This window comes from Pedobacter sp. UYP1, from assembly GCF_040547305.1.
Classification (GTDB): domain Bacteria; phylum Bacteroidota; class Bacteroidia; order Sphingobacteriales; family Sphingobacteriaceae; genus Pedobacter.
The window spans coordinates 206,481-217,645 of the sequence record NZ_JBEPPL010000011.1 but is presented as its reverse complement, the minus strand read 5'-3'; the positions used below and the strand labels follow the sequence as shown (position 1 = coordinate 217,645).

Sequence of the window (11,165 nt, the reverse complement as noted above, 5' to 3'; positions counted from 1 at the left end):
AAAGCTATGCTTCTTTACTGAAGCTGCATACAGCCGGTTATCTGATGAATAATACTGCAGGATTAACTGCCAAAGGTACTGATAGTCGTTACTGGAGCGGTACGGCAAATTCAAATACCACTGCGACTGCGTTTTTCGGCTGGAGAATGCTGGAGGCAGACAAAGCTGCTGCACTGCCAGTTCGTTGTCTTCGGAACGAAGTTGTTTCTACCCTTCCTTCGGTAAGTAATGTGATTCTTCCTCTGGCAGAAGTAACAGCTACCACGGCTAAAGGATCTGCGATTATTAATCCTGATGGACGTGAAACCGTAACTGCCCGTGGATTTGTCTGGAACACTACAGGTAACCCGACACTTTCAGACCAGGTGGTGCCGATGGGTTCTGGAACTGGTACGATCAGCGGATTGATTTCAGGATTAGAGAACGGTCCTGCTTATTATGTGAAAGCATTTGCAACCAATAGTGTAGGTACTGGCTATAGTGAAATTGCAACCAGTTTTAAGGTATGTATGCCTTTCACTGTGATTCACAAAGCGGGGGTAAAAGGAGCTGCTGTAGATAAAACAGTGACTTATGGTTCGGTGAGTACTAAAATATCGGGTACCGATAAATGCTGGATTACCCAGAATCTGGGGGCAGACCAGCAAGCCACTGATTTAAAAGATGTGACTGAAGCTTCTTCAGGTTGGTACTGGCAGTTCAACCGCTTACAAGGTTATCAGCATGATGGCACAACCCGTAAACCTGCAAGCGTATGGATTTCATCGATTAGTGAAGGCTCAGGCTGGCTTGCAAACAATGACCCATGTACACAAATGCTGGGTATTGGCTGGCGTATCCCAACCAATGTGGAATGGATCAGTGCTGCTGCTACTCCTCAAAACTGGAAAAATGCAGCCGACATGTACGCTTCTGTATTGAAACTTCATGCAGCCGGAGACTTAACTAATGCGGGAAATTTAAATATCAGAGGTGTCAATAGTAATTATTGGACCAGCTCAATCTATACAAACAATAGCCAGGCGTATTACCTCAACAATTCAAGAACAAGTTATAATGATAAAGCAGTAGGCTTACCATTGCGCTGCTTAAAAGACTAATAAGAAAAAAATTGAAGACACTTTACCACACGATAAAACTTATCTGTATCCTATTGCTTGCCGGAACTGTTTCAGTTTCTGCACAGGCATTTTTTAGGGTCATCGGTGGTATACCTCATCTTCCTGCAATCGATCCTGTAACTATCAGCTCACCCTTACCCGGAATGTTGATTTACAGTAAGGCAGATAAACAGCCGATGATCTATAACGGGGCAACCTGGGGAACTTTATGCAGCAGTAATATCAATACTACTACTACAGTTAAAGATTACCTCGAAGTAAAAACAGGAATTCCATACTTGTCTTCTCTAAACGAAGAGCCTTCAGGAACTGCATCTTCCGGCGGAGTTTATTTCTCTAAAACAACAAAGACTATGATGGTCAATGATGGGGATTCCTGGTATTCGGTCGCTAAGCTTTTGTCAAAAAGTAGTTTTAAAACACACAATGGTTTTTCCACCAATAGTGAATTAAAGATTTCCAAATTACCAGTACTTATTGGTAATCCCTTGCCTTTAGGCTTAGCGGCAGGAGCTATCTATATCAACACTGTATCAAAAGCTATTCGTTTTTACGATGGTACCAAATGGAAAGACATCAGCTGTTTACCAGTCATCTCTACAATACAACCTACAAAAATCACGAATATCTCAGCACTTAGTGGTGCACAAATTAGCAGCAACGGTGGGTCAGCAATCACCTTGCAGGGAATTTGCTGGGGAACCAGTATTTATCCCGATACTACGTCGGCTACTAAAACCAGGAACTTTGTTTTCGGTGCTGATACTGGCCTTTTTCCGGGGATCATTTCCGGGTTACAGGCCAATACAGTTTACCATGTACGTGCCTATGCCGTTAACAGTTCGGGGGTAGTTTATGGCGATGACTTAACCTTTACTTCGGCAATGGCTTCTTTGCCATCCATTATTACGCTGGACATTGACAACATCTTTCCGGTAATGGCCAATAGTGGCGGAATAATCAGCAGTGATGGTGGTGCGCCAGTTACCGCACGCGGCATCACCTGGAATACAACCGGTGATCCAAAAGATGATGAAAGTGCGGCGTTCACACTGGATGGTTCTGGTGTTGGGACATTTCCAAGCCGCCTGGTAAACCTGCTCAAAAACACTACCTATTATGTACGGGCTTATGCAGTAAATATTATTGGCAAAGCTTATGGTAACCTGCTTCAATTTACTACTCCCGCAGCTACCGCGCCAGTATTAAGCTCTCCGAATATCAAAATCGAAGACATTACAGATGTATCGGCAGTGAGTGAAGTAACCATCATTAACAATGGAGGTGAAGTCGTAACCGAACGCGGAATGAGCTGGAGCACCGATCGCGTGAACATTATTTACGGCCCATCAACCACTGTTAATCCTACGGATGTCGGGACATTTGTTTGTAATATCACCGATCTGAAACCTGGTACCTTATATTATGTCCGTGCTTATGCAAGGAACAGTGTTGGCACAAGTTTCAGTAGTGAATCTAGTTTTATCACCACTTCTTTGCCTACCTTAACTACGCTCGTTCCTTTTAACTATGATGCAGCGAGTTATATAGATGGTGGCTTTGAAGGAATTAACGGTAGAGTAGCAACCAGTGGGGGAGACATTACCAGTAATGGTGTTGCACCGATCACCAAACGTGGTATTTGCTGGAGTACAAACCCTAATCCTACTACGGCTTTAATTACCAAAGCGGAACAGAATATAACCAGTAATGCAAAGGGGACCTTCCGTAATTACCTGACTTCACTGATCCCTGGAACTACCTATTATGTAAAAGCTTATGCCATCAATGCGATGGGTACTGCTTATGGTGAAGAATATATCTTTAAAACCCCTGAACTTCCACAAGTAAAAACAACTGTTGCGGCACTGATTAAAAATACCTCAGCAACAAGCGGTGGAGAAGTTACCGATGATGGTAGAATACCTGTAAATGCCCGGGGAGTTTGCTGGAGTACCACAAATAATCCTGCTATAGACGATCTGCATACGAGTAATGGAGGTGGAAGCGGCACCTTTGTTAGTGAGCTTAAAGGATTAATGGGGAATACCAAATATTATATCAGGGCTTATGCGCTGAATAACGTAGGTATAAGTTATGGAAACCTGAGCTCTTTTGTAACCGGGCCACCAGAAAAACCAACCGTTGTGACTTCGCCAGTTCTGGCAACTTTAGGAGCTACTGCTATTGGCGGAGGCGATGTTACAGAAACCGGAGGGGCTGAAATTACGTCAAAGGGAGTGATCTGGAGCATCACTGCTAATTTTACGCCCACGCTTTCCCTATCCACCAAGACCATAGAAACCGGAGCAGCAGGAAAATTCAATAGTACCATTACCGGGCTGGCTCCTAACAAAACATATTATGTAAGAGCTTATGCGGTTAATAGCGTAGGCATAGTATTTGGAGAACAGGAGATTTTTAAAACTTTCACTATTCCTTCACTGATTACTACCGCAGCAACAAGTGTGACGAGTACAGCAGCAGTGAGCGGTGGAGATATCTTTAGCGATGGAGGTGATCAGGTAACTAAAAGCGGGATCATCTGGAGTACAGCGCCGAACCCGACTACAGACTTACCGACCAAAACGCAGAGCGGAACAGGGGTTGGATCTTTCATCCACAGTGCTACTCTTCTAATGGGAAATACGACCTATTATATACGCGCTTACGCCATTAACAATGCCGGTACGGCCTACGGAAACGAAATCAGTTTTACTACCAGTGCACCCGTAGTCCCCGTGATCAAAACTTTAGAAGCCACAGAGATTACCGGAACCGGCGCATTCAGCGGAGCAAAACTGATCAGTAACGGGGGCGCATTATTGACCGTTAATGGAATTATCTGGAGTACGATCCCAGGATTTCAGCCAGACACTGCTATACAGCAAAAAACGATTCAAAAGAGTACAGCCGACTTTACCAGTGAACTTAAAGGTTTATCGCCGGGTACTACTTATTATGTAAATGCTTATGCCGTTAATCCGATAGGGTTAGTTTTTGGGAACCAAATTGTATTCAGAACACCGAGTGTACCAACTTTAACTACAATGACGCCAGTTCCAGCAACGATTACCAGCACTGCTGCAACCAGTGGTGGCAGTATTCTGACGAACGGTGGTAACTATATCACCAGTAACGGTATTTGCTGGAGTACATCTAAAAATCCAACGCTGGCCGATGAAAATGTAATTGCAGGCTCTGGCTCTGGAAATTTTACCGCAGCACTGAAGGATCTGATGGGGTCTACCACTTATTATGTGCGTGCTTTTGCCACTAATTTTGCGGGTACGGGCTATGGGAACCTGGATAGTCTGACTACCAGGCCACCAGTTCCAATTACTATCATTACGACTAAAGGAACGGACATTATGGCAACTACTGCGGCTTCTGGAGGGGAAATTACAAGTAATGGTGGCGCGCTGGTAAGTACCAGGGGAATTATCTGGAGTACACGTCCCGATTTCGATCCTGCTGCCGAATTGATAAACAGAACTGCTGAAACAGGATACGAAAAAGGAATTTTTAGCAGTACGCTAAAAAATCTGGCTCCTGGCGCCACCTACTATGTACGTGCTTATGCAGTCAGTATCGCAGGAACTTCTTATGGAAATGTAGTCAGTTTTACCACTCCGGATTATGCAGTTTTAACTACGAACTCCCCAACCCTGGTTGCCAATACCTCGGCAACTATAGGTGGAACTGTGACTAGTACCGGTGGCTCTCCGGTTACTTCAAGAGGTATCGTCTGGAGTACGATCTCTAACTTCGTGCCTGATGCAACTTCGGGAAATGTGACCAGTAATGGAGCAGGGCTGGGTAGTTTCGACAGCAAATTGAAAGACCTGAGACCAGACACAAAATATTATGTGAGAGCCTATGCGATAACCATCGCTGGTGTTACTTATGGACAACAAGTGAGTTTCACAACTTACCCTCCGGGACTGAGTTTATTAACGACGCTTATCCCTTCGCAAATTACAGGCAACACGGCTTTAAGCGGGGGGAATATTACAGATGAAGGTGGCGCGACAACGAATACCCGTGGTATAGTGTGGAGTTCCCAGCCTGGTTCTAATCTTGCCACAATAACGGTAAATAAAACAGTTCAGACAGGTTCTGGTATCGGTCAGTTTACGAGTCAGGTAACTGGTCTATCTCCGGGCAGTACTTATTATGTCCGTGCTTATGCCTCCAACAGCGTAGGTACTGAATATGGGAATGAAATTAGTTTTACCACCCCGAAAATAGCCACCATAACTACGATCGAAGCTTCGTCAATTACCGGGAAAACCGCACTAAGTGGCGGTACGATCACGGAAACTGGTGGCACGCCGATCACCACACAAGGCGTATGCTGGAGTACCAGCACAGGGCCAACTACTGGTCTGGCCACTAAAACAAATGATGGGGGTGCGGGCATTTTTACGAGTTTTCTGAATACGCTTAAACCAGTGACCAAATACTATGTGAGAGCATATGCAACTAACCAGATTGGTATAGCTTATGGGAATGAGATCAGCTTCACTACCGGGCCTCTTTTAGCCAGCATTACCACAAGCGATCCTGTGATCACTTCAGAAAATTCCATCAGCAGCGGTGGAACGATCACAAATGATGGAGGAAATCCGGTTACCATACGTGGTCTGCTTTGGAGCAGAAGGACTAATTTCAAACCAGATACTGTGGTCAACAATAAGACACTAAATGGAGCGGGTATCGGGAATTTTATCAGTGATATTGAACGCATGGAAAGAAGTGCGACCTATTACATTCGTGCTTATGCAACTAACAGTGCGGGAACTGCCTATGGGAATCAACTTACAGTTTCTATTTTTCCTACCTCACCAATCCTGAATACCAATATTGTAACGGCAATTACAGGTTCAACAGCAACAGGTGGCGGTGAAATTGTCAAGGATGGCGGAGCGCTGGTTACCAGAAGAGGCATAGTCTGGGGCACTACTCAAAACCCTACAATCTCTTTAACTACTAAAACAAGTGATGTTGATGATGGAGATGGCAATTTTGCCAGTTACCTGACCGGTTTACAACAAAATACAACCTACTATGTACGTGCTTATGCAGTAAATGGGATAGGTGTTGCTTATGGTTTGGAAAAATCATTTACGACCCTTACCGTGCCAACCTTAACTGCTACTACTCCGGCTACAAATATCCTCGCCACTACAGCGGTGAGTGGAGGTAAAATTACAGATGACGGGAGAACTCCTATAACCAGTCGCGGAATTGTCTGGAGCACCTATGACAATCCAACAGTAGATTTGCCAACTAAAACCATTGATCTGGTTACTCATGGAATTGGAAGTTTCACTGCAAATGTGACGGGTTTAAAACCAAAGACAACCTATTATGTAAGAGCGTATGCAACCAATAGTGTTGGGATTACTTACGCAAGTCCAATCGTGATCACTACAAATGCGGTCGCGCTGCCAACCTTGACAACTGCACCTGTGACAGCCATCGAAGGATTCTCGGCGGCAGGTGGCGGAAATGTAACAGACGACGGAGGAATGCCAGTAGTGACCAGAGGTATTGTATGGAGCCTGGTCAGTTCACCAACCATTGCCTTACCGACCAAGATTATCAATGGTACCGCAGGTACAGGGACATTTGACAACGTATTTGCCGGTTTAATCCCAGGCACAACTTATTATATCCGTGCTTTTGCAACCAATAGTGTTGGAACCGCTTACGGTAACGAATTAACTTTTACAACTTCGGCAGTTGTCCCGGCATTAAGTACTGTTATTTTGACGAATACTCAAATGAGCAGTGCAGACGGTAGCGCTAACCTGGTTTCTGATGGTGGGGCTGCAATTACTGACCTTGGACTGATCTGGAATACAGCAGATATAATTCCTGCAGATTTCACTAATAGTTTCTCTGTCGGTGCTACGGGAACTTCCATCGCCGGAACATTAACAAACTTACTGCCTGCTACCAGATATTTTGTGTGGGCTTATGGTAAAAATAGCATAGGAACAGGATACAGTGCAAAATCAGTTGCTTTCACCACGCCTGATCTGGCTACCCTGATCACGACCAAACCAAGCGCAATTACTCAAAATATTGCGAATTCGGGAGGTACCATCAGCAGTGATGGTGGAGTGCCGGTAACTGCAAAAGGCATTTGCTGGAGTACTACTGAAAATCCAACCGCCGATGGTTTGTTAAAAACAGTAAATGGTGCGGGTGCTGCGGCTTTCACCAGCAGCATGACCGGTTTAACCAAAGGAACGAAATACTATGTGAGAGCTTATGCGACTAATAGCGTGGGTACCAGTTACGGTAACCAGGAGAACTTCACCACCCTTGATGTGCCAACGTTGAAAACCACCCCCGCAACAGCTATCCTGACAACTTCGGCAGTAAGCGGAGGAGAGATCATAGCCGATAATGGTGCTGCGGTAACAGCAAGAGGAATGGTCTGGGACACTAAAACAGATCCATTGATTAGTTTAACTACCAAGACTTCAAACGGTACTGGAACCGGAATCTTCGTCAGTAACCTGACACCGTTAGCAGTAGGAACTAAGTATTATATCAGAGCCTATGCAACCAATAGTATTGGTACAGGTTATGGTAATCTGTTAAGCTTTAATACTCCTCAGATCCCTCCTGTAGTGAGTGTAGTTACCCTTTCAGAAATGACAGAGACCACAGCCAAAGCAGCAGCAGAAATTACTTTTGACGGAGGTGCTGAAGTTACTGCCCGCGGACTGATCTGGAATACAACTGGCAATCCGGCTTTGGAATCTGGAACTGTCGTTGCTATCGGTGCTGGAACTGGCAGCTTCAATGCAGTCTTGAAAAACCTGGCTGAAGGGCCAACTTATTATATCACCGCTTATGCGACAAGCAGTGCTGGTACAGGATACAGTCCGAAGGTCATCAGTTTTAAAATCTGCCCGGCAGAATTTATCGTGACCCATACCGCAGGATTAAGCGGGGCACCAGTCACCAAAACGGTAACCTATCATTCGGTAAGTACGGAAATTTCTGGTGCAGCAAGGTGCTGGATCACTCAAAACCTGGGTGCGGACACACAACCTTCTGCATTAGCAGATGGAACGGAATCTTCATCGGGCTGGTACTGGCAGTTTAACCGTTTACAAGGTTACAAAATGGATGCACAGGGTGCACGTACACCTGCAAGTGCCTGGCCGGCAGCGACCAGTGAAACGGTTGATTGGAGCTCAGACAATGATCCATGTGTTCAATTGTTGTCAACCGGCTGGAGAATACCTACAGAAACGGAATGGAATAACGCCTATAAGGGCTGGAAGAGCCCGGCCGAAGTTTATAATTCGGTACTGAAAGTGCATGCCGCGGGATTAATTAATTTAGCTTCTGGTGGCCTGGTCAACCGGGGGAGTCAGGGTAATTATTATTCAAGTACTTCTAAAAATGCAAGTAGTGTGAACTTCTATTATTTCACAACTGGAGGAGGGCCGACTACACAACCAATCGAGAAAACTTATGGATTCCCGCTTCGTTGTGTTCGTGATGGACTTGTCTATAGCGTGCCTTCGGTTGGTAAAGTTGCGGTACCAGCTGTCACCATGACGACCACCTCGGCAGTTGCACAGGCAAATATTGCGAATAGTGGAGGGAAGGAAGTTATAGACAGAGGCTTTGTCTGGAATACAACTGGAAATCCAACTTTAGCGGATCAGGTTATTCATACTGGTTCCGGAATAGGAGCAATGAATGCGCAGCTCACCGGTTTGGCGGAGAATCCGTCTTATTATATCCGGGCTTTTGCGATTAACAGCATAGGTACAGGTTATAGTAAAGAAACATTGAACTTTAAAATTTGTCCACCATCTTTTGTTGTGACGCATACTGCTGGAACCAATGGTGCACCAGAGACTAAAACAGTAACTTATCATGCAGTGAGTTCTACACTTTCTGGTGCTGCCAGATGCTGGATTACACAAGATCTTGGCGCAACTAATGAAGCAGCTTCGGCTACTGATCTTACAGACAATGCAAATGGCTGGTACTGGCAGTTTAATAAAGCTCAGGGCTTTAAATCTATCAATGGTGTGCGGACTCCGAATACGGCATGGATCGGATCTATTTCGGAGAACTCGGACTGGAAACCGGCTAATGACCCTTGTGTATTGATGCTGGGCGGCGGATGGAGAATCCCAACAGCAACAGAATATACCAACTTGGTTTCACCAGTTAACGGACTGGCTACACTGGAAAGCGGATATGCCACCGAATTAAAACTCCATGCAGCAGGGCATCTGCTCAATAATACGTCCGCTAAAAGTGCTTTTGGTGGTCAGATTAATTACTGGACAAGTGCACAGGATGGAGATAATGCCCGCTACCCTTACATTAACGGCTCAACGGCTAACATGTATTCTTCGGCAAAGGCTTATGCAATGCCGATCCGTTGTATTCGTGACCAGGTTGTGGTGTCACCATCACCCTCGGCTTTAAATAAAACCATTACGCTTAAATAAGAATAACTAATTAAATAATAAATATAGAAATGATCAAGAACCAATTTAAAAATGCAGTGCGGCCTTTATCCATTGCATTTTTATGCCTGCTTGGAGTCCATGTGAACGGACAGGACGTTAGTCTGAAAATACATTTATCAGGGGTGTCCAAAAGTAAAATTACATTACAATCTATCTCAGGGTCTTCTCTGAAAACAATAGCCGAAAACCCTGCTGTTAAAAACGGTGAAGCAGTGGTATTACAAATTCCCAAAGCACAATTGCCTGCCGAATTTGTTTTGCGTTTTGATTACCAGGAAAAAGAAACCAGTAATCCTTATCCGGCAGAAAGACATATTTTTATTAATCAGCAGAACCTGGAATTGTGGGCGCGTCCTAAAGCAGTTAATCATCCGGACAGTACTTATTTTCAAAAGGGAGAAATAGAGAATACTTTATTTGCTGCTTTTTCAAAAGACAACGAAAAGAAAAGAGCGCAATTAGGTTTGCTGCAAAATTTCCTGATGAATTATGATCAACCTGATTCTAAGTTTTTCACGTTGGGTACTCAAGAGTACGAACAAAGAAGACTTACTTATAATGGGTGGATAAAATCGCAGATAGACTTACATAAAGCTGCCTTCATCAGCAACAGTTTTGCCTTCCAGTATGTCTCTCCGATTTTATGGAAAGGAACAGAAACCGATCGGATGAACAGCGTTATTGAACATTACTTTGACGGAATGGATTTCAAGAATCCGATGGTATTGAAAACTGCGGATCTTAAAGACTGGATGGATAAATACGTGAACATTTATGGGGCGATGTCTAAAACCGTTCAATTGCGTGATTCTTTATTTACACTGGCAGGAAAGAGAGCAATTGAAAAAGTACGTACTGGCGACCCGCTGGTTTATGGCTGGATGGTTGACTATTTCTATACCGGTTTTGAAAGTTTCAATATGACCGCCGGGATTAAAATGCTGGAGCCTTACCTGAATGATCCTCTATGTTTAACAGCCAAAAGAAAAGCCATTGAACAAAGACTGAAAGGAATGGAAACCTTGGTTAATGGATCTGTTGCCCCTGATTTTAACTGGACGCTGAGTTCTGGTAAATCGGTGCAGTTCCATGCTTATAAAACGGAAGCTAAATACAAATTAGTATTGTTCTGGTCGGCAGAATGCCAGCATTGCAAAGATCTGCTTGATAAGCTGTATCCCTGGTATCAGCAAGCGGCAAACAGAGAGATGATGGATGTATTTGCCATTAGTCTGGATGAAACTGAAACGGAGATTCCAGCCTGGGAAAAAGCAAAAGTTAACCTGCCAGCCTTTAAACATAAAAGAGCGGAACAAGGGATCAGAAGTCTGGAAGCCAGCGCATATTTTGTATTGTCTACGCCAACACTGGTTTTGGTAGACGCAAAAACCAATAAAATTGTTGCCCAGCCTGAAACTGTAGAACAGTTGCAGGCCGCTATGAAATAACGAATCAAACTGAAAAGATAAAACCATCATGATTTTTCAAATCACAAAACGAAAAGAACCGGGCCTGCGAGCTC

At 44.4% G+C, this 11,165-nt stretch carries 3 protein-coding genes; all 3 read left to right on the top strand.

Annotation, left to right across the window (positions count from 1 at the left end; translation table 11 throughout):
• Positions 1-1,100 (top strand): fibrobacter succinogenes major paralogous domain-containing protein (locus tag ABIB30_RS19815; RefSeq protein ID WP_354304772.1); only part of this gene is annotated, 1,100 nt, incomplete at its 5' end.
• Positions 1,101-1,111: 11 nt separating this feature from the next.
• Positions 1,112-9,622 (top strand): hypothetical protein, encoded by an 8,511-nt coding sequence (locus tag ABIB30_RS19810; RefSeq protein WP_354304771.1) that lies wholly within the window; start codon positions 1,112-1,114, stop codon positions 9,620-9,622.
• A gap of 29 nt (positions 9,623-9,651) precedes the next feature.
• Positions 9,652-11,091 (top strand): TlpA family protein disulfide reductase, encoded by a 1,440-nt coding sequence (locus ABIB30_RS19805; RefSeq protein WP_354304770.1) that lies wholly within the window; start codon positions 9,652-9,654, stop codon positions 11,089-11,091.
• Positions 11,092-11,165: the final 74 nt, after the last annotated feature.